Annotated in this window: 18 protein-coding genes and 7 pseudogenes; 21 read left to right on the forward strand and 4 right to left on the reverse strand. The window is 61.2% G+C overall.

What is annotated here, in order from left to right; translation table 11 throughout:
- Positions 1–19 precede the first annotated feature (19 nt).
- The 11 genes and pseudogenes from tnpA (OGR47_RS19415) (at position 20) to OGR47_RS19465 (ending at position 6,910) form a co-directional block, all read left to right on the forward strand.
- On the forward strand, positions 20–391 hold the full coding sequence (gene tnpA / locus OGR47_RS19415; RefSeq protein ID WP_165056339.1) for an IS66-like element accessory protein TnpA: 372 nt from the start codon (positions 20–22) through the stop codon (positions 389–391).
- On the forward strand, positions 388–735 hold the full coding sequence (gene tnpB / locus OGR47_RS19420; protein WP_165056340.1) for an IS66 family insertion sequence element accessory protein TnpB: 348 nt from the start codon (positions 388–390) through the stop codon (positions 733–735). The genes tnpA (OGR47_RS19415) and tnpB (OGR47_RS19420) overlap by 4 nt, the downstream gene beginning before the upstream one ends.
- Positions 736–805: 70 nt before the next feature.
- Positions 806–2,416 carry an IS66 family transposase gene (tnpC, locus tag OGR47_RS19425; protein ID WP_165056342.1) on the forward strand — a complete coding sequence of 537 codons (1,611 nt, stop codon included), beginning with the start codon at positions 806–808 and terminating at the stop codon, positions 2,414–2,416.
- 2 nt (positions 2,417–2,418) lie between these two features.
- Entirely contained in the window at positions 2,419–2,652 is a 234-nt protein-coding gene (locus OGR47_RS19430) for a hypothetical protein (protein WP_165056343.1), read from the forward strand.
- A 44-nt stretch (positions 2,653–2,696) separates the two neighbouring features.
- Positions 2,697–2,912 (forward strand): annotated as a pseudogene (locus tag OGR47_RS19435) (DDE-type integrase/transposase/recombinase); the annotation flags it as partial.
- Positions 2,913–3,023: 111 nt separating this feature from the next.
- Entirely contained in the window at positions 3,024–3,395 is a 372-nt protein-coding gene (gene tnpA / locus OGR47_RS19440; protein ID WP_165056339.1) for an IS66-like element accessory protein TnpA, read from the forward strand.
- Complete coding sequence (tnpB, locus tag OGR47_RS19445; RefSeq protein WP_165056340.1) at positions 3,392–3,739, forward strand: IS66 family insertion sequence element accessory protein TnpB; 348 nt, start codon at positions 3,392–3,394, stop codon at positions 3,737–3,739. Before tnpA (OGR47_RS19440) ends, tnpB (OGR47_RS19445) begins: the two co-directional genes overlap by 4 nt.
- 70 nt (positions 3,740–3,809) lie before the next feature.
- Positions 3,810–5,420: an IS66 family transposase gene (gene tnpC / locus OGR47_RS19450; protein WP_165056342.1), complete on the forward strand. Its 1,611-nt coding sequence runs from the start codon at positions 3,810–3,812 to the stop codon at positions 5,418–5,420.
- Positions 5,421–5,422: 2 nt separating this feature from the next.
- Positions 5,423–5,656 (forward strand): hypothetical protein, encoded by a 234-nt coding sequence (locus OGR47_RS19455; protein WP_165056343.1) that lies wholly within the window; start codon positions 5,423–5,425, stop codon positions 5,654–5,656.
- A gap of 61 nt (positions 5,657–5,717) precedes the next feature.
- Positions 5,718–5,861, forward strand: a pseudogene (locus OGR47_RS19460) (integrase core domain-containing protein); the annotation flags it as partial.
- Positions 5,862–6,124: 263 nt separating this feature from the next.
- A complete protein-coding gene (locus tag OGR47_RS19465) occupies positions 6,125–6,910 on the forward strand; it encodes an ABC transporter permease (RefSeq protein WP_165056372.1) in 786 nt (261 codons plus the stop codon).
- 104 nt (positions 6,911–7,014) lie between these two features.
- On the opposite strand, the pseudogene OGR47_RS19470 reads toward OGR47_RS19465, so the two are convergent.
- A pseudogene (locus OGR47_RS19470) lies at positions 7,015–7,317 on the reverse strand (integrase core domain-containing protein); the annotation flags it as partial.
- Between the two features lie 97 nt (positions 7,318–7,414).
- Here OGR47_RS19470 and OGR47_RS19475 point away from each other — a divergent pair.
- The 4 genes from OGR47_RS19475 to tnpC (OGR47_RS19490) all read left to right on the forward strand — a co-directional run bounded on the left by OGR47_RS19475 (position 7,415) and on the right by tnpC (OGR47_RS19490) (position 11,267).
- Positions 7,415–8,524 carry an IS110 family transposase gene (locus tag OGR47_RS19475; RefSeq protein WP_216697971.1) on the forward strand — a complete coding sequence of 370 codons (1,110 nt, stop codon included), beginning with the start codon at positions 7,415–7,417 and terminating at the stop codon, positions 8,522–8,524.
- 359 nt (positions 8,525–8,883) lie between these two features.
- Positions 8,884–9,309 carry an IS66-like element accessory protein TnpA gene (tnpA, locus tag OGR47_RS19480; protein WP_371824408.1) on the forward strand — a complete coding sequence of 142 codons (426 nt, stop codon included), beginning with the start codon at positions 8,884–8,886 and terminating at the stop codon, positions 9,307–9,309.
- Positions 9,306–9,662, forward strand: coding sequence for an IS66 family insertion sequence element accessory protein TnpB (gene tnpB, locus OGR47_RS19485; RefSeq protein ID WP_165056354.1), 357 nt, complete (start codon positions 9,306–9,308; stop codon positions 9,660–9,662). The genes tnpA (OGR47_RS19480) and tnpB (OGR47_RS19485) overlap by 4 nt, the downstream gene beginning before the upstream one ends.
- Positions 9,663–9,731: 69 nt before the next feature.
- Complete coding sequence (tnpC, locus tag OGR47_RS19490) at positions 9,732–11,267, forward strand: IS66 family transposase (RefSeq protein WP_216697972.1); 1,536 nt, start codon at positions 9,732–9,734, stop codon at positions 11,265–11,267.
- A 319-nt stretch (positions 11,268–11,586) separates the two neighbouring features.
- Here the strand turns inward: tnpC (OGR47_RS19490) and OGR47_RS19495 are convergent, their stop codons facing one another.
- Together OGR47_RS19495 and OGR47_RS19500 are read right to left on the reverse strand one after the other, a co-directional pair.
- Positions 11,587–12,615: an IS110 family transposase gene (locus OGR47_RS19495; RefSeq protein WP_165056368.1), complete on the reverse strand. Its 1,029-nt coding sequence runs from the start codon at positions 12,613–12,615 to the stop codon at positions 11,587–11,589.
- A gap of 79 nt (positions 12,616–12,694) precedes the next feature.
- Positions 12,695–13,300: pseudogene (locus tag OGR47_RS19500) on the reverse strand (DDE-type integrase/transposase/recombinase); the annotation flags it as partial.
- A gap of 66 nt (positions 13,301–13,366) precedes the next feature.
- On the opposite strand from OGR47_RS19500, the gene OGR47_RS19505 reads away from it, so the two are divergent.
- Entirely contained in the window at positions 13,367–14,419 is a 1,053-nt protein-coding gene (locus OGR47_RS19505) for an IS110 family transposase (RefSeq protein ID WP_165055838.1), read from the forward strand.
- Positions 14,420–14,655: 236 nt separating this feature from the next.
- On the opposite strand, the pseudogene OGR47_RS19510 reads toward OGR47_RS19505, so the two are convergent.
- Positions 14,656–14,919: pseudogene (locus OGR47_RS19510) on the reverse strand (transposase); the annotation flags it as partial.
- A 250-nt stretch (positions 14,920–15,169) separates the two neighbouring features.
- Between OGR47_RS19510 and OGR47_RS19515 the strand changes: the two are divergent.
- The 5 genes and pseudogenes from OGR47_RS19515 to kdpA form a co-directional block, all read left to right on the forward strand.
- Positions 15,170–15,994 (forward strand): annotated as a pseudogene (locus tag OGR47_RS19515) (ISAzo13 family transposase); the annotation flags it as partial.
- Positions 15,995–16,284: 290 nt separating this feature from the next.
- Positions 16,285–16,488, forward strand: a pseudogene (locus OGR47_RS19520) (transposase domain-containing protein); the annotation flags it as partial.
- Between the two features lie 323 nt (positions 16,489–16,811).
- Positions 16,812–18,395, forward strand: coding sequence for a cytochrome B6 (locus tag OGR47_RS19525; protein ID WP_371824449.1), 1,584 nt, complete (start codon positions 16,812–16,814; stop codon positions 18,393–18,395).
- A gap of 555 nt (positions 18,396–18,950) precedes the next feature.
- Positions 18,951–19,037, forward strand: coding sequence for a K(+)-transporting ATPase subunit F (gene kdpF / locus OGR47_RS21970; RefSeq protein WP_202072455.1), 87 nt, complete (start codon positions 18,951–18,953; stop codon positions 19,035–19,037).
- A gap of 33 nt (positions 19,038–19,070) precedes the next feature.
- A complete protein-coding gene (gene kdpA / locus OGR47_RS19530; RefSeq protein ID WP_165055835.1) occupies positions 19,071–20,780 on the forward strand; it encodes a potassium-transporting ATPase subunit KdpA in 1,710 nt (569 codons plus the stop codon).
- Positions 20,781–20,783: the final 3 nt, after the last annotated feature.

Raw genomic sequence — 20,783 nt, forward strand, 5'->3', positions numbered from 1 at the left:
CAAGCGGACACTATCGCCGATGTCGCGCAACGATGACGATCCGCCGGCTCTCCGGCGCCGACGCCGATCCTGGTCTCTCGAAGAGAAGCGCCGGATCGTCGAGGAGAGCCTTGAGGACGGAGCTTCGATCGCCGAGGTTGCGCGACGGCACGACCTCAACACCAACCAGCTCTTCACCTGGCGCCGGCAGTTCGGCGTCGATCTGGCTGCGCCGCAGGACCTCGCGCCGATCCTGCCCGTGACGATCACGCCGGACACAGTGGGGGAGCATTCCGCTCCGGGGCCGACCGGCCAGATGGAGATCGTCCTCGCCGAGGGTGACCGGATCCTCGTGTGGTCCGATGTCGAGGCAGCCGCGCTGTCGCGGGTCGTGAAGGCGCTGCGGCGATGATCCCGTTGCCGGCGGGCTGCCGCGTCTGGATCGCCACCGGCCACACCGACATGCGACGCGGCATGCAGGGCCTCGCCCTTCAGGTGCAGGAGCAGTTGAAGCGCGACCCGCACGCCGGCGATCTCTACATTTTCCGCGGGCGCAGGGGCGACCTCGCAAAAATTCTCTGGCATGATGGCGTCGGACTGTCGCTGTATGCAAAACGCCTCGATCGCGGAAAGTTCATATGGCCCTCGGCGACGGCGGGCGCGGTGTCGATCTCGGCGGCGCAGATGGCCTATATGCTCGAAGGGATAGATTGGCGAAATCCGCAAATGACCTTTCGGCCGCAAAGCGCGGGGTGAATCGCAAAAAATCCAGGGCGGAGGCATTTTGGGGCGCCACAAATCGCAAGATATGTGATTCACTTCGCCTATGGACGCTGCTGCCCAGGCCCTTCTCGACGAAAATGCTGCGCTGAAAGCAGAGTTGGCCGTCGCACGGGCGAAGGCGTCGGAAGACACGGCGCTGATCGCCGCGCAAAAGCTTCAGATCGCCAAGTTGCAGCGGCAGATCTACGGGCAAAAGTCGGAGCGCGCTGCGCGGCTGATCGATCAGTTGTCGCTCGAGCTCGAAGAGCTGGAAGCGAGCGCGACGGAAGATGAGCTCGCGGCGGAGCAGGCGGTCACGAAAACCACGCTGGTCGCGGGCTTCACGCGCAAACGGTCCGAGCGCCACACATTCCCGGAACATCTACCGCGCGAGCGCGTCGTAATCGAGGCGCCGACGAGCTGCGCTTGCTGCGGCGGATCGCGGCTGCGGAAGCTCGGCGAAGACGTGACGCAGACGCTGGAGACGACGCCGCGTCAGTGGAAAGTGATCGAGACCGTGCGAGAGAAATTCTCCTGTCGGGACTGCGAGAAGATCACACAGGCGCCGGCGCCGTTCCATGCCGTTCCGCGCGGCTGGGCGGGGCCAAGCCTTCTGGCGATGATCGCCTTCGAGAAGTTCGGCCAACATCAGCCGCTGAACCGTCAGGCGGAGCGCTATGCGTTGGAAGGCGCGCCGATCTCCTTGTCGACCATGGCCGACGCCGTCGGCTCCATCTGTGCGGCGCTGGATCCGCTGCGGCGTCTCATCGAGGCGCATGTCCTGGCCGCCGAGCGCCTACACGGCGACGACACCACGGTTCCCGTGCTGGCGAAGGGCAAAACCGACACGGGTCGGTGCTGGGTTTATGTCCGCGACGACGCGCCCTTCGGCGGCGCCGGGCCGCCGGCGGCCATCTTTTATTACTCACGCGACCGCAAAGGCGAACATCCGCAGGCGCATCTGGCGGGATATGCTGGCATCCTGCAGGCCGACGCCTATGACGGCTACAACAGGCTCTACCTAGCGGACCGCAAGCCGGGCCCGATCCGCGAGGCGGCGTGCTGGGTCCATGCGCGACGCCCCTTCTTCGCCATGGCTGATCTGGATGAGAACGCGCGACGCAAGGCTGCTGGCAAGAAGGAAATCCCTTTGTCGCCCATCGCGATCGAGGTGGTGCGTCGCATCGACGCGCTGTTCGAAATCGAGCGGTCCATCAATGGAAAGAGCGCGGAAGAACGCCTGTCGGTCCGCCAGATGCTGAGCCGTCCATTGGTCGATGATCTGCGGATCTATATGCGCGAGCAGGCGGCCAGGCTCTCGCGCGGGCACGACCTGGTCAAGGCTATCAGTTACATGCTCAAGCGCTGGGCCGCGTTCACGCTTTTCCTTGAAGACGGACGCGTGTGCTTGTCCAACAACGCTGCAGAACGAGGGCTAAGAGGCATCGCGCTGGGAAGAAAATCGTGGCTGTTCTGCGGGTCCGATCGCGGAGGGCAGCGCGCTGCGGCCATGTATAGTCTCATTGTCACGGCCAAAATGAATGGCGTCGATCCGCAGGCATGGCTCGCAGACGTTTTGTCCTGTATCGCCGCCCATCCCGCACATCGGCTTGAAGAGTTGCTGCCCTGGAACTGGGCGATACAAGGTCCGGTAATCTCCGCTCGTGCAGCTTGATCATGCACGTCAACAAAGTCTCTCACGTCACGACAATCAATCGGGTCGCCTCGGACCTCGGCGAAAACGAGGATTGGCTGTTCGACGTCGCCGCCGAGATGGAGCCCGAGGACGGGCTCATATGGGTGTCGGGGATCGGCGACGACGCCGTGATGGCCTTCACCGACTTCGGCGTCGAGAATTTAATCGAACTAATCAAAATGCATAAAAACGATCCGACGCTCCTCAGGCGCTGAAACAGCCCGACTGCATCGCCTGCGGCCTACGCCGGATGGCTACCCTTCGCGGCGAACACGTCGTCGATGTCCTGAACCGCCTCGTCCGGCGACGCGGCGCGCCGAAATATCTTTTTGCCGACAACGGCGCGGAGTTCACCGGGCATCTCGTAGATCTATGGGCCTATCACCATGGAACCCGGATCGACTTTTCTCGACCCGGGAAACCGACCGACAACGCGTTCATCGAGACACTCAACGGATCGCTGCGTGACGAATGTCGTATCCCTCCGGCGGCGGCCGCCTGGCGTTGATTGCGGTTTTTGAGATAGCTGCCTGACGGGTGGCGCGATGATCGTGTCCACTTCTATTACAAGCGGACACTATCGCCGATGTCGCGCAACGATGACGATCCGCCGGCTCTCCGGCGCCGACGCCGATCCTGGTCTCTCGAAGAGAAGCGCCGGATCGTCGAGGAGAGCCTTGAGGACGGAGCTTCGATCGCCGAGGTTGCGCGACGGCACGACCTCAACACCAACCAGCTCTTCACCTGGCGCCGGCAGTTCGGCGTCGATCTGGCTGCGCCGCAGGACCTCGCGCCGATCCTGCCCGTGACGATCACGCCGGACACAGTGGGGGAGCATTCCGCTCCGGGGCCGACCGGCCAGATGGAGATCGTCCTCGCCGAGGGTGACCGGATCCTCGTGTGGTCCGATGTCGAGGCAGCCGCGCTGTCGCGGGTCGTGAAGGCGCTGCGGCGATGATCCCGTTGCCGGCGGGCTGCCGCGTCTGGATCGCCACCGGCCACACCGACATGCGACGCGGCATGCAGGGCCTCGCCCTTCAGGTGCAGGAGCAGTTGAAGCGCGACCCGCACGCCGGCGATCTCTACATTTTCCGCGGGCGCAGGGGCGACCTCGCAAAAATTCTCTGGCATGATGGCGTCGGACTGTCGCTGTATGCAAAACGCCTCGATCGCGGAAAGTTCATATGGCCCTCGGCGACGGCGGGCGCGGTGTCGATCTCGGCGGCGCAGATGGCCTATATGCTCGAAGGGATAGATTGGCGAAATCCGCAAATGACCTTTCGGCCGCAAAGCGCGGGGTGAATCGCAAAAAATCCAGGGCGGAGGCATTTTGGGGCGCCACAAATCGCAAGATATGTGATTCACTTCGCCTATGGACGCTGCTGCCCAGGCCCTTCTCGACGAAAATGCTGCGCTGAAAGCAGAGTTGGCCGTCGCACGGGCGAAGGCGTCGGAAGACACGGCGCTGATCGCCGCGCAAAAGCTTCAGATCGCCAAGTTGCAGCGGCAGATCTACGGGCAAAAGTCGGAGCGCGCTGCGCGGCTGATCGATCAGTTGTCGCTCGAGCTCGAAGAGCTGGAAGCGAGCGCGACGGAAGATGAGCTCGCGGCGGAGCAGGCGGTCACGAAAACCACGCTGGTCGCGGGCTTCACGCGCAAACGGTCCGAGCGCCACACATTCCCGGAACATCTACCGCGCGAGCGCGTCGTAATCGAGGCGCCGACGAGCTGCGCTTGCTGCGGCGGATCGCGGCTGCGGAAGCTCGGCGAAGACGTGACGCAGACGCTGGAGACGACGCCGCGTCAGTGGAAAGTGATCGAGACCGTGCGAGAGAAATTCTCCTGTCGGGACTGCGAGAAGATCACACAGGCGCCGGCGCCGTTCCATGCCGTTCCGCGCGGCTGGGCGGGGCCAAGCCTTCTGGCGATGATCGCCTTCGAGAAGTTCGGCCAACATCAGCCGCTGAACCGTCAGGCGGAGCGCTATGCGTTGGAAGGCGCGCCGATCTCCTTGTCGACCATGGCCGACGCCGTCGGCTCCATCTGTGCGGCGCTGGATCCGCTGCGGCGTCTCATCGAGGCGCATGTCCTGGCCGCCGAGCGCCTACACGGCGACGACACCACGGTTCCCGTGCTGGCGAAGGGCAAAACCGACACGGGTCGGTGCTGGGTTTATGTCCGCGACGACGCGCCCTTCGGCGGCGCCGGGCCGCCGGCGGCCATCTTTTATTACTCACGCGACCGCAAAGGCGAACATCCGCAGGCGCATCTGGCGGGATATGCTGGCATCCTGCAGGCCGACGCCTATGACGGCTACAACAGGCTCTACCTAGCGGACCGCAAGCCGGGCCCGATCCGCGAGGCGGCGTGCTGGGTCCATGCGCGACGCCCCTTCTTCGCCATGGCTGATCTGGATGAGAACGCGCGACGCAAGGCTGCTGGCAAGAAGGAAATCCCTTTGTCGCCCATCGCGATCGAGGTGGTGCGTCGCATCGACGCGCTGTTCGAAATCGAGCGGTCCATCAATGGAAAGAGCGCGGAAGAACGCCTGTCGGTCCGCCAGATGCTGAGCCGTCCATTGGTCGATGATCTGCGGATCTATATGCGCGAGCAGGCGGCCAGGCTCTCGCGCGGGCACGACCTGGTCAAGGCTATCAGTTACATGCTCAAGCGCTGGGCCGCGTTCACGCTTTTCCTTGAAGACGGACGCGTGTGCTTGTCCAACAACGCTGCAGAACGAGGGCTAAGAGGCATCGCGCTGGGAAGAAAATCGTGGCTGTTCTGCGGGTCCGATCGCGGAGGGCAGCGCGCTGCGGCCATGTATAGTCTCATTGTCACGGCCAAAATGAATGGCGTCGATCCGCAGGCATGGCTCGCAGACGTTTTGTCCTGTATCGCCGCCCATCCCGCACATCGGCTTGAAGAGTTGCTGCCCTGGAACTGGGCGATACAAGGTCCGGTAATCTCCGCTCGTGCAGCTTGATCATGCACGTCAACAAAGTCTCTCACGTCACGACAATCAATCGGGTCGCCTCGGACCTCGGCGAAAACGAGGATTGGCTGTTCGACGTCGCCGCCGAGATGGAGCCCGAGGACGGGCTCATATGGGTGTCGGGGATCGGCGACGACGCCGTGATGGCCTTCACCGACTTCGGCGTCGAGAATTTAATCGAACTAATCAAAATGCATAAAAACGATCCGACGCTCCTCAGGCGCTGAAACAGCCCGACTGCATCGCCTGCGGCCTACGCCGGATGGCTACCGAATGTCTGAACATTACATTCATTGGTTCCAGACGCTAGCCGAGGCGCGATGTCTCATCGAAGCATGGAGGATCGACTACAACGAGAGCCGGCGTCACATGGCCCTTGGTAATATCCCGCCGAGCGAATACGCTTTGCGGGCAGTCAGTTCGACAGCATGATAGGTTCAAACGCCGTCGGAAGCTAACTCTGGTCCTGGACCACCGTTCACAAGCGCTTCAGCAATGGGCCGGACTCTAATCCAAGCTGGAGGAGTTTTTCAGGGGCAGGTCAGTTAGACTAAAGAACAGAGACATTGAATAGCCCTGAAAATCAGGCCATAGGTACTCGCGCGACAGGGGCGCCTGGTCCCAGCGCATGTTCTCTGTTCCGCCACTATTCAGCTATAGTGCAACCCTTATCAGACGTTCTGCAAGAGGGGCTCGTGTCAGCGCATCTTCTACCCAAGTTAAGTGAATTTGGCCGAATTATCTCGGTGATCCTACTGATGGATATGAGAACGCGTTTCGGCGCCAGCTTTTTTGGCTATCTTATTGCTATCGGTTGGCCGCTGAGCCATCTCGTCATCATCTCGGGCGCTTATCTCCTGAGGAACTATGTCGCGCCTGTCGGCGAGAGCCCGGCTGTTTTCGTCGCAACGGGAGTCGTGCCATACATCCTCTGTCTTTATCCTGGCAGAATGCTTGGTATGGCCGTAATTCAGGGTCGCTCGCTGCTGAACATGCCGATCCTCAAGCCTGGGCATCTGATCGCCGCGAGATGGATATTGGAGGTACTCAACGCTTTCATTGTCTTGGGTTTGTATTTGTTGCTTATGTATTCGCTCGATATCGATTTTCTCCCGGCAGACTACTTTGTCGCCGCCCAAGCAGTTCTTGCTGCTGTTTATCTTGGCGTAGGAATTGGAGCGCTTAATACTGTCGCTTGCGCGGTATTCGGACACTTTTTCCTTCTAGCCTTTACTATGGTGACAGTTCTTCTATATATTGCTTCCGGTGTGTACGTGCCGTCTTACACATTTAGTGAAGAGATGCGTGAGTATTACTCCTATAATCCGCTTTTCCAGATCGTGGAATGGCTACGCTCGGCGTATTACACGAGCTATGATCCCGCTATGGTCGATAAATTCTACGTAATCGAAGTCGCTTCAATCTCTCTTGCTCTTGGCCTACTAGGGGAGCGTTTTTTTCGCGGAAAATTTCTCTCCTGATGTCGCTCTTGAGGAGGGAGGCTTGTTCGAGCTCCGGGGTCAAAGGGATGCCAGCTTCGATGCTCGCTGCAGCGTTCGATAGCCCGTGACCTGCCCCTGAACTTTCATCCAGCAATAATTAGAGTCGGAGCGTTTGATACGCCCGAGGGCGCGGATGTAGCAACAGGCGATCGGCGGAGCTGGTCGGGGTTGCGCAGCCGATCGCCTGTTGCGGTGAGATTGGCCGCATAGTCCGCTGGCGTCGCGTAGCCGAGCGAAGAATGCGGGCGTCGATGATTATAGTCGCTTACCCATTCGCCGATCTTCGCCCGCGCGTGGTCGAGGCCGAAAAACAGCGTCTCATTCAGAAGCTCATCGCGCATGCGCCCGTTGAAGCTCTCGCAAAAGCCGTTCTGCATCGTAAGACCGTATGTCCGCTTTTGCGACTGAGGTGGCTCGCCCTACGCTGTGCGAGCGAGGGTTGCTCGGCGATCCGAGCCGATCCTCAGCGCAGGAGGGCGAGCCATGGAGCAGTCTACAGAGATTTTCGTCGGGATCGACGTTTCGAAGGCGCGTAACGCGGTTGCAGTCGCTTCCGGCGGGCGAAGCGGCGAGGTGCGTTTTGTCGGGGAAGTGGATTCGTCTGTCGAAAGCATGCGCCGCCTCATCAAGCGCATTACGGCCAAACATGCGGATGCGCATTTTTGCTATGAAGCCGGGCCGACCGGTTATGGCCTGAACCGGCTCATCGTTTCGATGGGGTTCCCTTGTTCCGTGGTCGCGCCTTCTCTCATTCCGCGCAAGGCGGGCGATCGGGTCAAGACCAACCGTCGCGATGCGGTTGCGCTCGCCAGGTTGCTTCGGGCTGGTGAACTGACAGCCGTGTGGGTTCCGGACGAAAGTCATGAAGCGATGCGCGATCTCGTGCGCGCAAGAGCCGCGGCGGTCGAAACGCTGTGTGTGCATCGTCAGCAGGTGAGCGCATTTATGCTCCGGCACAGTCGGATTTTTCCGCGCAAGACCGCTTGGGGCGCTCGTCATCTTCGCTGGCTTCAAGAACAGAAATTTGATCATCCGGCCCATCAGATCGCGTTGCAGGAGATGGTCGAAGCCGTGAGAATCTCTAAGGAGCGCGTGGAGCGTCTCGAGGCGGCGATCGAAGAGTTCCTACCCGAATGGTCGCTGGCGCCTGTGGTCCAGGCGCTCCAGACCCTACGAGGGATCGATCTGATCGTAGCCGTTACCTGCGCCACGGAGCTTGGCGATCTGAGTCGCTTCGAAAATCCGCGTCAGCTCATGGGCTATCTCGGTCTGACGCCGAGTGAGCGCTCGACGGGCGACACAGTTCGGCGTGGCGGCATCACCAAGGCCGGCAATGGTCGCGTGCGGCATCTGCTGATCGAAAGCGCCTGGACCTACCGCCATCCACCACGGATCGGAAAATTGAAGCTCTACAAACTCGAAGCCGCGCCGCCGCGCGTAAGAGAGATAGCGTGGAAAGCGCAGACCCGCCTAACAGCACGATATCGCGCGCTCAGTGCACGCGGCAAAAGAACGACCGTCGTCTGCGCCGCAATTGCGCGGGAGCTTGTTGGTTTCATGTGGTGCGTTGCAAAGGAGGCGCAAACCGCCTGAGACGCAACACAGGCAATTGATTATCCGCTCGCGCATGGGCGGGGACTGGATCTCGGCGAGGGGAATACCCGTCACACGCTTTGTGGCCGGCAACAGCCGACGCCCGCTGTAAGATAGGGACAGCCCCAGACGCATTTTCGGGAATGCGGTAACCAACCCGCGCATAAGAGCTTGATCACCGACGTCTTTCAGATCCAGTCCCTACCCCTGCGCGACAACCGTCCTTCCACGCCGCTTCCCGTGGCGTGAAGTCGCTCGTCAAATTTGTTGACAGCGGACATAAGAGCGCTGTTGCGGTCCCACCTTCCAACCGATGCTGAAAGCAGCGAGTCTGATCTCCTGATTTGGAGATAAGGCTTGTGTCCAGACTTGACCCTACGCTTGAGCCTAATGGCGGAGCGGTGCGCCGGATCGAAGTGATCACGGGCGGCGGCGAACGTCGTCGACGATGGTCGGTTGCGGAGAAGGCGCAAGCCGTCGAAGAGTCGCTTGCGCCTGGCGCGGTGGTTTCAGTTGTCGCGCGACGGCATGGGCTGGCGCCGCAGCAATTGTTTTCGTGGCGACGAAAGGCGCGACGGCAAGCGGAACTCGATGCTGTTTCATTTGCGCCGGTTGTTGTCGAGCGACGAGAGGAAGCGCCCGTCGCTCTGGGGTCGGAGAGCAGACCGGTTGCTCGCCCGCACGTGATTGAGCTCGCAATTGACGGTGCAAGCGTCTGGATCTGGCGTGACGCGCCCATGGGCATGGTCACGGCGATTATCGACGCCTTGAAGGCGAGTTCATGATCGGGCCGACAGGCGCGATCCGCGTCATGGTGGCGACGAAGCCCGTCGACTTCCGAAAGGGCGCCGAGGGCTTGGCTGCGCTGGTCCGAGAGACGATGCAGGCAGATCCTTTTGACGGCGCTGTTTATGTGTTCCGCGCGAAAAGGGCTGATCGCATCAAACTGGTGTTCTGGGACGGCACGGGCGTCTGTCTCTTTGCCAAGCGGCTGGAAGATGGCGAGTTCCGCTGGCCGAAGATCGAAGACGGGGTGATGCGGTTGTCCGCGGCGCAGTTTTCGGCGCTGCTGGAGGGGCTCGACTTTCGCCGCGTGCGCGCGGCGAAAGAGACGGCGGCGCCGACCTTGCCGGGATAAGCCGCGACACAGTGAATCAGGGCATCGAAGAACGTCGAAAGGCGGCGGAAAATATGGTCTTCTGCGACTATGGCGCAGGCGATCGAGACGCTTCCCGACGATCCAAACGAACTGAAGGCGATGCTGCTTGCCGAGCGGGCGCGCAACGAGCGTCTCGTTCAGATCATCAAGGAGATGCAGCGCCATCGCTTTGGACGGCGCGCCGAGACCCTTCCCGAAGACCAGATGCTGCTCGCGCTCGAAGAGGTCGAGCAGACGGAAGCGGGCGCCGCGGCGGAGGGGGAAGCCAAGTCCGCCGCCGAACGTGAAAAGGCGGCCAGAAAGCGCCGCACGAACCGTGGCGCGCTACCTGCCCATCTCCCGCGCATCGAAACCATCATCGACATCGAGGATAAAGCCTGTCCTTGCTGCAAGGGCGCGCTCCACCAGATCGGCGAAGATGTCTCTGAGCGGCTCGACGTCGTGCCAGCGCAGTTCCGCGTGCTGGTGACGCGTCGACCCAAATACGCTTGTCGCGCCTGCGAGGGCGCGGTCGTGCAGGCGCCGGCCCCGGCGCGGCTGATCGAAGGCGGCTTGCCGACGGAGGTGACAGTCGCACATGTGCTCGTTTCCAAATACGCCGATCATCTTCCGCTTTATCGCCAAGCACAGATCTACGCCCGGCAGGGGATCGCCCTCGACCGTTCGACGCTCGCCGACTGGGTTGGTCGCGCCGCCTGGCATTTGCGGCCCGTGCACGAGCGGCTTCTGGAACACATCAGATCGTCGACGAAAATCTTCGCTGACGAGACAAGGGCGCCGGTGCTCGACCCCGGGCGCGGGCGTACCAAGACTGGCCAACTTTGGGCTTATGCGCGTGACGACCGGCCATGGGGCGGCGCCGATCCGCCAATCGCAGTCTATGTCTATGCGCAAAACCGAAAGTCCGAGCAGCCGCTCACGCATCTTGCTGGCTTCACGGGCGTCGTGCAGGTCGACGGTTACGCCGGCTATCGCGCGCTGACGCAGAAGAACAGCGTGTCGCTCGCCTTCTGCTGGTCTCACGTCCGCCGGCGCTTCTACGAACTCGCCGCAGCAGGTCCCGCGCCGATCGCCAGCGAGGCTCTGGCGCGCATCGGCGAACTCTACGCCATCGAGAGCGACATCCGCGGCCAAAGCGCCGGCAAACGTCGGGACGCGCGGCAGGAGAAATCCCGCCCCATCCTCGACGCGCTCGAGCCATGGCTGCGTGAAAAACTCGCGCTGATCAGCCAGAAGACCAAGCTCGCCGAGGCGATCCGCTACGCGCTCTCGCGCTGGGACGGCCTGACACGCTTCATCGACGACGGGCGCATCGAGATCGACTCCAATGTCGTCGAACGTGCAATCCGTCCCATCGCCCTCAATCGGAAAAACGCTCTCTTCGCGGGTTCGGACGGAGGCGGCGAAAACTGGGCGATCGTCGCCTCGCTCATCGAGACCTCCAAGCTCAATGGCGTCGATCCGCTGGCCTACATCGCTGACGCTCTTTCTAAGATCGTCAACGGCCATCTCGCAAGTAAGCTCGACGAACTGATGCCTTGGGCCTATGCACAATCCGCCGTGGCCTTCAAAGAGGTGGCCTGAAAACAGCGGTTACTCTGCATCGGCTTGCCCGGCGCGATGTAACGCCATGTATGGATGCCCCCGTTCGTGCAAGAAGTTTTTGAGCGGTTCGACCACGTGATCGGGTGCGGTCATGTATCAGGCCTTCATATGCGGCCCAATACGTGACCGCTAGCCGGTATGGAGATATGTGGGCCTGGCGCAAATCATTCGAACGAGTCTTGAGCTCTATGGCGTTAATTGCGTTTCCGGGCCCGGATCTGACCGATCATTTGACCTTACCGTTCGTCGACCTCCTCACACGCCCGACGTTTCCCAAGTCACGGAGTCTGATTGTCGATCAGGACACCGCAACCGCAGGAACTCGGAAATCTTCTCCCTTCGCCAGCATGGCCCAGACCGAGCGCGCCATATTGTTGGCGAGCGCAATCGCCACCAGCATCTTTGGTTTGCGCGACAGCATGCGCTGCAGCCAGCTTCCCTCCGGCGCACCCTTCCGCAAGGCGGAGCGAACGACGGCCATCGCGCCGATGATCAGCAGGCGGCGAATATCGCGCTGGTCCATCTTTGAGATTTTCCCGAGAACCTGTTTGCCCCCGGTCGAATGTTGCCGGGGGACAAGCCCAAGCCAGGCGGCGAAATCGCGCCCTCGGTTGAAGACATCCATTGGCGGCGCGAAAGTCTCTATCGCTAGGGCCGTGATTGGGCCGACGCCAGGCATAGTTTGCAGACGCCGTGTCGTTTCTCCGTATGCGGCTTCGTGAACCGTCACCTTCTCAAGGTCGGAGATCTTTTTCGACAGCCCTTCGATCTGATCAAGGAAGGCACGCGCCAGTTCCACGACGAGCAATGGAAACGGTGTTGTTTGATCCTCGACCGCCGCTTCAAGAACTTTAACGTTCGCCGTCCCCTGAGCGGCGACGACGCCGTGCTCCGACAAATGACCGCGGAGCGCGTTAATCAGCTGCGTACGCTGCCGGATCAAAAGATCCCGCGTCCGAAAAAGCATGGCGCGGGCCTGCTGTTCCTCGGTCTTGATCGCGACAAAACGCATCGTCGGTCGACTTGCAGCCTCAGCGATAGCTTCCGCGTCGGCCGCATCGTTCTTTTGGCGCTTGACGAAAGGTTTGACGTAGGCGGGTGGGATCAATCGAACCTCGTGCCCGAGGTCGCGGATGGCTCGCCCCCAATGGTGGGCGCTTCCGCAGGCCTCCATGGCGACGATGCAGCGTGGCTGCTCGGCAAAGAAGGCGAGAACTTTTTCTCGGGAAAGCTTCTTGCGGAAACCCACGCCACCATCGGCGAGGGCGCCATGCGCCTGGAAGGACCGTTTTGCAAGATCAAGACCGATGATGCTAACCTTTTCCATAGATGCTCTCTCCGTTCGTTGCGAAAACATCACCACCTTGGCACATCGATGCCGTCAGGAGGGGGCATCCACTCCATCATTCGATCCCGCCTTCGCTTGCCCAGGACAGGATGGCGTTCGAGGTGAACTCCGTCCCGTCGTCGGAAACGATCATGCCCGGCTTGTCGCGTCGCCGGATCAGCGCGGACAGCTCACGGGCGACGCGCTTTCCCGAGATCGACGTATCGGGGATCGCCGCCAGACATTCGCGCGTGACGTCGTCGACGATGTTGAGGATGCGAAAGCGCCGGCCACAGGCGAACTGGTCATGCACGAAGTCCAGAGACCAACGCGCATTCGGCTTCGCCTCGACGAGGATCGGCGCCCGCGTCCCAACGGCGCGGCGTCGGGAGCGGCGCTTGCGCACCGTGAGCCCTTCCTCACGATAGAGCCGGTAGATGCGGTTCTTGCCGGACCGCTCGCCTTGCTGACGCAGCAGGACGAACAGCCGCCGGTAGCCGAAGCGGCGGCGAGAGTTGGCGAGTTCTCGAAGCCTTTCGCGCAGAGCCGTATCGGCCTGACGCTTCGGGGCATAGCGGACCGTCGTGCGGTCGACGGCGACGATGCAGCAGGCCCGACGCTCCGACAGGCCCATCACGGCCCGAAGATGCGCGACGGCTTCGCGCCTGACGGCGGGCCCTACCATTAATGGGATGGTCCGTCCCGTCCTCCCGCCTCATACTGAGGCATTCGGGACGGAGAAGGTTTCCCCATGACATTGCGCAACAAACCCCGCGATGCTGAGGTCTACGGCGTCGACATCGGCAAAACCGTTTTCCACGTTGTCGGCCTCGATGCGGCCGGCAAGCCGATCCAGAAGGCAAGCTTTCGGCGCGACACGCTGCTGAAGTTCTTTGAGGCAGCCAAGCCTGCGCTCGTCGACATGGAGGCCTGTGCCGGCTCGCAATGGCTTGCTCGAAAAATCCTGGCCTTGGGCCACAAGGTTCGGATTGTTCCGGCGCAGTTCGTGAAGCCCTATGTCAAATCAAATAAAAGCGACATCATCGACGCAGCCGCCATCGCAGAAGCCGTCACACGACCAACGATGCGGTTTGTGGAGGTGAAGTCCGTTGCGCAGGCCGATTTGCAAGCGCTTCATCGCATTCGCGATCAGATGATGACCGCACGAACCCGACTGATCAATCAGATGCGCGCCTTCTGTCTCGAATGCGGCGTCGCGATGCATCAGGGCGCCGGCAAGTTCAAAGCAGACTTTCCGCGCATCATCGCTGACGAGGGCAATGATATCAGTGCGGCGATGCGACGCCTCCTTCTGGATCTTTTCGAGGATTTGAAACGCCTGGAGTTGCGAATCGGCCAAGTGACTAAGGAAATCGAAGCGATCGCCGCAGTCGACGACCGAGCTCGGCGTCTGATGACCGTGCCCGGCATCGGCGCGCTCGCTGCAACCGCCATTGTCGCTACAGCGGGTGACGGACAACAGTTCAAAAAAGCACGCGACATGGCCGCTTGGCTCGGCCTTGTGCCGCGGCAATTTTCGACGGGCGGCAAGACCACGCTGCTCGGTATCAGCAAGCGTGGCAACCAGTACGTGCGCGGGTTACTCGTCCACGGGTCGCGATCATGTCTATTGCATCTCGACCGCTCACGTGATCGTCTCGGCGCGTGGCTCGATGCCCTGCAACGACGGATGCACAACAACAAGGTCGTCGTCGCCCTCGCGGCGAAAATCGCCCGCATTGTCTGGGTCATCCTGACCCGTCCAGGCGCGTTGTACGAACGCCATCAACCCATTCCGGCTTAAATCGCCGGAGTTCAGACTGCGAGGTTCGGGATAGTGATGACGAAACAGTTGATCGGCGTGTCGTAAACCCTGTGCAAAAAAAACGGGCTTCTTGCCCGAACCATTATTTGGGAACGATACGTGCGGATCTCATCATGGCCTGGCCGCAACAGCGATCCACTCGCGAGAGGCCGGATACATTTAAGCAGACTGCATCGTCAGAACGAACGCGACCCTTGCACGGACGGGGCGGACCATACATTTTTTCCCAGAAGCTCCCGGAGCGCCGCCGCTTCCAGCATCTGATCCGCCAGCAGCTTCTTCAGCTTTGCATTCTCCTCCTCCAGCGCCTTCAGACGCTTCGCTTCCGAAACGTCCATGCCGCCGAATTTGGCCTTCCAATTGTAGAGCGTCGCTTCCGAAACCGCGTATTTGCGCGCCAGATCCGCGACCTTCGCGCCCGCTTCCTGCTCCCGCAAAATCCCGATGATCTGCTCTTCCGTGAACCGCTTCTTCTTCATCTCGTCCGTCCTGCAATGGGCCGGACTCTAATCCAAGCTGGAGGAGTTTTTCAGGGGCAGGTCACCCGCCCAGCGAAGCGGTGCGCTACCTCGCGGGAAACGTAACGGTGGCGGACGTCTGGAAATTTAATGCGCCGATACGGGCGGAGCCGGAGGTAGTAAGGGCTCGTCCGAGAATAACTGAACCGAGGGCGCTTCTGGATGCGGTCTGGCGATTCCTCGGCGAATCGGAATCGTTTAGCCTTCTGGCGTGATCGACGAATCGGCCATTCGCTCGCGCTTCGAGGCGCTCGCTCCACTCCTGGACGAGCGGGCGCTTCGGCGCTTTGCTGCGGCCGAGGCGCAAGCGGCGGGACGTGGCGGAATCGCCGCGGTGTCGCGGATCACCGGGGTCGCGCGCAGCACGATCGGGCGCGGGGTCAACGAGCTGCGCGCCGGCGAGCCGTGCGACGCGTCTCGCGTTCGGCGTCCGGGCGGCGGACGCAAGCCGCTGGTCGAGACGGATCCCACTCTGCGTGACGATCTGCGTTCCCTCGTCGAGCCGGACGCACGCGGTGATCCGCAATCGCCGCTGCTTTGGACCTGCAAGAGCCTGCGCACGCTCAGCGAGGCCTTGCGCGATATGGGGCACAGGATCGGCCGCACGCGGGTCGGCGAGCTGCTGCACGAGCTCGGCTTCAGCCTGCAGGCCAATCGCAAGACGCGCGAAGGCTCGGATCATCCGGATCGGGACGCGCAGTTCCGCTACATCAATGATCGCGTCAAGGAAGCGCTGGCCGCAAACGAGCCGGCGATCTCGGTCGACACCAAGAAGAAGGAGCTCGTCGGCGACTTCAAGAATCAAGGGCGCGAATGGCGCAAGAAGGGCGCGCCCGAAGAGGTGCGCGTGCACGACTTCGTCATTCCCGAACTCGGACGCGCGGTTCCTTATGGCGTCTACGACATCGCCGACGACGCCGGATGGGTGAGCCTCGGCGTCGATCACGACACCGGCGCCTTCGCGGTCAATGCCATCAGAAGCTGGTGGCTGGAAATGGGCCGCGCGCGCTATCCAAACGCCAGGCGCCTTCTGATCATCACTCCGGCAGTTTGCGGGCTTGACCGCACCTAATAACAGCCGCCTCAACTCGACAAGAGCGGCCATGTCGACGCGCGGCGCGCCGACGGTCATCCCGGCACAGATCGCGGGATCAAGCATCCAACTGGCCATCGAGATAACGACGCCGGCTGGCCCCAAGACTTTAAGAAACTGGCCGGTCGCTCTCTGCTCCACTCGGCGGACAGAGACTTTGCAGCCAAAATATGGATGCCATTTGTAATAAAGTTCCGCCTCCTGCCCGACATGGGCAGAATGAACTGGGGATGGCCATTACGCGCAAGAACTCACTATTCGCCGGGCCCGCTAGCGGCGGGCGGACGTCGGCGACGATCGCCTCGCTGCTCGCAACCGCCCGCCTCAATGACGTTGATCCAAACGCTTGGCTCACTCAGACTCTCGAGCGCATTGCCGCCGGCTGGCCAAACAAACAAATCGACGCACTGCTGCCCTGGAACTTCTCACAAAACTGACGGGGCGCGGAGGACGCTTACGGAAAGCCCCGCACGCTCGGCCAGCTCTGTCGTCGCTTCGGTCCAATGCGAGCGCGTCGAATGAGCTGCCAAGCATCACAACCGCGTCGTGGCTGTAGCGGGAATTGGAACGGTCGCCGGCTTGGCCACAGTTGTTTCGCTTCGACGATTTACGGGGCGCTCCCTGCGCATTTTCGACAAAGTCGTTAACGTGACAACGCTCTCGAAGGGTCGCGCACCCCATTGCAGCTGAAATCCGGAACCATGCGTACAGGTGGAGCGTTCCCCTGGAGAATCGCGAGTTTTCGTCACGGGAGCCTTCGATGTCACTCGATTGGAGAAGGAAATACGGGAAAACCGTGGCGGGGATCATTCCTGCTGTCGCGCTCAGCGCTCTGGCCGGAAGCGTGGCGCTACTTACCTCCGCTGAGGACGCGAGATCGCAATCGCCCGCTGACGCGGCGCGCGCAGATGCTATCGCAGTGGCGCAGACTCCCAAGGAAGCTCCAATGGAGCGGCCGGAACAGAAGAAAACGGCCCACGACCTTTCCGATGTCTTCAACCCGAGCAATGCGTCGCCCTCGTCGGAGGCTTTGGTCAATCAACAAGATCGCGGACAGATGCTTGGTTTCGATTTCTACCGCGACCCGCTTGGAGCGATGAAGCCGGGAACGACATTCGAGGACGTTTACAAGGCCGGCGTCGCCAATAAGCCGAAGGCCATGGCGACCCAACGCAAGCTCCTCGAAAGCCGGTACAACCTCGAACCGAACCTCGATCCGGTTGTCAAAATGTCGCGCGGCAAGCCACTAGCCGTCGGCCCTGCCGCGAAATTGCCAGCGGGAATGAAATGGGAATCTCTGGCCGAGTTGGGCCCGGCCGAGATTCGCGAGCGGGACATCTTCCCTTACAAAGCGCTGCCCCATGTCGCGCAAGGGGGTGGGTTAGGCGGCCAGGTTTTCCCCGAGATGCAGATCAAAATGTTTCCGCGGTTAGAGAGGTATGACGTCGAATTCGACCTCCCTGAGGCCTTTCTGCCCGAGTTTCCGCCGGCGATGTTTCTGCAGAACCGGCCCGAACTGGGCGACGTCTCCCGAGGCGAAGTCGTCTCGATCAACAACTATTACCGCTTATTCAAAGACATCTTGACGCCCGTGCAGCTCGATGGCTTGCGTTTGCTGTTAACGCCATTCCCTCAAGAAGAATTCAACCCGACCGACGATCGCAAGACGGCCCAACCCAGCTTGGGGGTGACGTGCCTCGATTGCCATGTGAATGGTCACACGAGCGGTCAATTCCACATCAATCCAGACACTAGGCCGGAGCCGCGGCGTCTGCGGCTGGACACTGTCAGTTTGCGCGGCTTGTTCAATCAGCAAATTCACGGATCGAAACGGAGCTTACGTTCGGTCGAGGACTTCACCGAGTTTGAGCAGCGAACCGCTTACTTCAATGGCGATGAGATACACGCCATCAAGAAGGGCATGAATATTTTGGACCGAATTCACGTTTCGCATATGGCCCAGATGCAGAACATGTTTGATTTTCCGCCGGCGCCGAAACTAACCGTCGCGGGCAGGCTCGACCCGGCTAAGGCGACGGCCAGCGAAATCGCCGGCGAGAAATTGTTCTTTGGCAAAGCGCAATGTTCTACCTGCCATCCCGCGCCGTCTTATCTGGATAACCAGATGCACGACCTCCATCTCGAGCGATTCCTGAAGAACGAGGCAGGAGATGGACCGATTAAAGCGTTCACGTTGCGAGGCATCAAAGACAGCCCGCCTTATTTCCACGATGGCCGGCTTTTGACGCTGGAAGACACTGTGGAGTTCTTCAACCTCGTCCTCGAACTCCGACTCACTTCCGAGGAGAAGCGCAATTTGGTTGACTTCATGCGGCAATTGTAGGCTCGACGCAGCAACCATGCTCACGTGCTCCCGTTGACTTCCTCCTGACGGCCAAGCTCCCCCGATGGCGCGGGGGCGGGGATTGCTGCGGAGCAACCCAACGCATCGTGTCTCGAAGCAGATCGAAAGCGACTGCCATCTGAAAAAGAACAGGCCAAAAGTCAGCGGATTCACTGATCTTTGGCGGTAGCGCCTTGCTTCTCTGTCGTTGAGACCTTCTCCCGAAAAATCCTAATGGCTTCCTTATGTCTTTTGCCGCCACCCTCCATCGTGTCTGATCGGTCCCCTCGGCGACAAGCTCGAACGGACCGATGATGCAGGCCATGGAGTTGTGTCATGCCGGAGCCAATCTTCGCGTTAGGCCTCTTCGCCTTTGTATTCACCGTAGGAAACAATCTCGTCCACGAGATCAAATCGCGGCGGAATAGAAAGACCCCGCGCGGTTGAGGAGGCGACGAATGCTCGACTTTGTCTATGTCGCCCTGGGCGTCGTTCTTTTTGTTGTCGCCGCCGCCTATGCGCGCGCGTGCGGCCGTCTTTAGAAGGAGCGGCGGCATGTCGGAACCAGCCATCGGCTTGATCGTGGCCGTTCTTCTCGGTGTCTATCTCGCCTACACGCTTCTGCGTCCCGAAAAATTTTGATGAGGGAGGCCCGGCTCCGTCCGGGTGTTCGCCATGACCGCAATTGGACTGGCGCAGATCGCCATCGTCCTTGTCGCCGTGATTGCCGCGGCCTTGCCGCTCGGCGCCTATATCGCCCGCGTCATGGGCGGGGAGCACACGGCGCTCACGCTCGCGCTCGCGCCGATCGAGCGCGGCTTCTATAAATTATCCGGCGTCGATCCTGCGCGCGAGCAAAATTGGCTTGCCTATGCGATGGCGATGCTCGCCTTCAGCATCGTCGGTTTGCTGTCGCTCTATGCATTGCAGCGGCTGCAAGGCATTTTGCCCCTTAATCCGCAAGGCTTCGCCGGCGTGCCCGCCGACCTCGCCTTCAATACCTCGGTCAGCTTCGTCACCAATACGAACTGGCAGAATTACGCCGGCGAGACGACCATGAGCCATCTGACTCAGATGCTCGGCCTCACCGTTCATAATTTCGTCTCCGCCGCGACAGGACTTGCGATGGCCTTTGCGCTGGTGCGCGGCTTCGCGCGCAGCGAATCTTCGACGCTCGGCAATTTCTGGGTCGATCTGACGCGCGCGACGCTTTACGTGCTGCTGCCCATGTCGATCGTCCTGGCGCTCGCTTTTGTCGCGCTCGGCGTTCCGCAGACGATTGCGGCCTCCACCCAAGCGACGACGCTCGAAGGCATTGATCAGGTGATCGCGCTCGGGCCTGTCGCCAGCCAGGAGGCGATCAAGGAGCTCGGCACGAATGGCGGCGGCTTCTTCAACGCCAACTCCGCGCATCCCTTCGAAAACCCCAACGCGCTTTCCAATATGCTGGAGATATGGGCGCTTCTCGTTATTCCCTTCGCGTCGGTCGTCGCCTTTGGGCGCGCGGTTCTCGACGCCCGCCAGGGGCGCGCCGTCGCGACGGCGATGGGGATCGTGCTGCTCTTTGGCGCGCTTTTCGTGTATTGGGCGGAAGCGGCGGGCAATCCGCTTCTGACGGACATCGGCGTCGATCCTTCGCCCGGCAATATGGAAGGCAAGGAAGTCCGCCTCGGCGTCGCAACCACCGCCCTTTTCGCCGCCGCGACGACCGGAACAAGCTGCGGCGCGGTCAACGCCATGCACGACTCTTTTACCCCTCTCGGCGGTCTGCTGCCCATGTTCAACATGCTGATGGGCAGCATTGCGCCGGGCGGGGTCGGGGCGGGGCTTTACGGTTTCCTCATGCTGGCGGTCATCGCCGTCTTCGTGGCCGGTCTGATGGTCGGGCGCACGCCGGAATATCTCGGCAAGAAGATCGAAACGCGCGAGATGAAGCTCGCCATGCTTGCGGTGCTGATCTACCCGCTGACCGTTCTGGGCTTCACCGCCGCGTCCGTCATGCTCCAGGCAGGCCTCGCCAGCATGAACAACGCCGGGCCGCACGGATTGTCCGAGGTTCTCTACGCCTTCGCCTCGGCGAACGACAACAATGGCTCCGCCTTCGCGGGTCTCTCAGGCAACACGCTTTGGTATAACACCACGCTCGGCGTGGCGATGTTCGTCGGCCGCTTCCTCTTCGTCATTCCGCTGCTCGCGATGGCGGGCTCCTTTGCGGCGAAGAAGAAGGCTGCGGCCTCGGTCGGCACATTCCCGACACACGGCCCGCTGTTCATCGGCCTGCTGCTCGGCGTGATCGTCATCCTCTACCTGCTGCAATATTTCCCGGCGCTGGCGCTCGGCCCGATCGTCGAGCACTTGCTCATGACCGCCGGCAAAACCTTCTGATTG

It is taken from the genome of Methylocystis sp. MJC1, assembly GCF_026427715.1.
GTDB lineage: Bacteria > Pseudomonadota > Alphaproteobacteria > Rhizobiales > Beijerinckiaceae > Methylocystis.

Coding starts and splice junctions, on each gene's coding strand:
- tnpA (WP_165056339.1), top strand. CDS start 20: ATGTCGCGCAACGATGACGATCCGCCGGCTCTCCGGCGCCGACGCCGA.
- tnpC (WP_216697972.1), top strand. CDS start 9,732: ATGGCGCAGGCGATCGAGACGCTTCCCGACGATCCAAACGAACTGAAG.
- tnpA (WP_165056339.1), top strand. CDS start 3,024: ATGTCGCGCAACGATGACGATCCGCCGGCTCTCCGGCGCCGACGCCGA.
- kdpF (WP_202072455.1), top strand. CDS start 18,951: ATGTCGGAACCAGCCATCGGCTTGATCGTGGCCGTTCTTCTCGGTGTC.
- tnpC (WP_165056342.1), top strand. CDS start 3,810: ATGGACGCTGCTGCCCAGGCCCTTCTCGACGAAAATGCTGCGCTGAAA.
- OGR47_RS19495 (WP_165056368.1), bottom strand. CDS start 12,615: ATGGAAAAGGTTAGCATCATCGGTCTTGATCTTGCAAAACGGTCCTTC.
- tnpB (WP_165056354.1), top strand. CDS start 9,306: ATGATCGGGCCGACAGGCGCGATCCGCGTCATGGTGGCGACGAAGCCC.
- OGR47_RS19430 (WP_165056343.1), top strand. CDS start 2,419: ATGCACGTCAACAAAGTCTCTCACGTCACGACAATCAATCGGGTCGCC.
- OGR47_RS19475 (WP_216697971.1), top strand. CDS start 7,415: ATGGAGCAGTCTACAGAGATTTTCGTCGGGATCGACGTTTCGAAGGCG.
- tnpB (WP_165056340.1), top strand. CDS start 3,392: ATGATCCCGTTGCCGGCGGGCTGCCGCGTCTGGATCGCCACCGGCCAC.
- tnpB (WP_165056340.1), top strand. CDS start 388: ATGATCCCGTTGCCGGCGGGCTGCCGCGTCTGGATCGCCACCGGCCAC.
- OGR47_RS19455 (WP_165056343.1), top strand. CDS start 5,423: ATGCACGTCAACAAAGTCTCTCACGTCACGACAATCAATCGGGTCGCC.
- kdpA (WP_165055835.1), top strand. CDS start 19,071: ATGACCGCAATTGGACTGGCGCAGATCGCCATCGTCCTTGTCGCCGTG.
- OGR47_RS19525 (WP_371824449.1), top strand. CDS start 16,812: ATGTCACTCGATTGGAGAAGGAAATACGGGAAAACCGTGGCGGGGATC.
- tnpC (WP_165056342.1), top strand. CDS start 806: ATGGACGCTGCTGCCCAGGCCCTTCTCGACGAAAATGCTGCGCTGAAA.
- OGR47_RS19505 (WP_165055838.1), top strand. CDS start 13,367: ATGACATTGCGCAACAAACCCCGCGATGCTGAGGTCTACGGCGTCGAC.